Raw genomic sequence first — 571 nt, 5'->3', positions numbered from 1 at the left:
CCGTGCCCTCAGACACCCAACAGCGTGCCCGACAAGTCCATCGCTCCCCTGCGTTCCACGCCGAAGCAGTACTAACAGCGGAGAAACCTGAACTTGCCGAGTAGTCAACGTTCCACCCATGAGCAACCAGCATCAGACATTCGCTGATGTACTGGCCTCTGACCAGCCGAAGCTGGTGAGAAGTGCTCCTTAGAAAGGAGGTGATCCAGCCGCACCTTCCGGTACGGCTACCTTGTTACGACTTCGTCCCAATCGCCAGTCCCACCTTCGACGATTCCCTCCCACAAGGGGTTGGGCCACCGGCTTCGGGTGTTACCGACTTTCGTGACGTGACGGGCGGTGTGTACAAGGCCCGGGAACGTATTCACCGCAGCAATGCTGATCTGCGATTACTAGCGACTCCGACTTCATGGGGTCGAGTTGCAGACCCCAATCCGAACTGAGACCGGCTTTTTGAGATTCGCTCCACCTCACGGTATCGCAGCTCATTGTACCGGCCATTGTAGCACGTGTGCAGCCCAAGACATAAGGGGCATGATGACTTGACGTCGTCCCACTTCCTCCGAGTTGA

At 57.3% G+C, this 571-nt stretch carries 1 rRNA gene; it reads right to left on the bottom strand.

The annotated features are described in order from the left end of the window. Positions 1–193: 193 nt before the first annotated feature. Positions 194–571 (bottom strand): 16S ribosomal RNA (locus C3481_RS16260); the annotation flags it as partial.

Origin of the sequence: Microbacterium sp. Ru50, from assembly GCF_002920555.1 — a bacterium.
GTDB classification, from domain to species: Bacteria; Actinomycetota; Actinomycetes; order Actinomycetales; family Microbacteriaceae; genus Microbacterium; species Microbacterium arborescens.
This window is presented reverse-complemented; position numbering and strand designations above follow the sequence as displayed.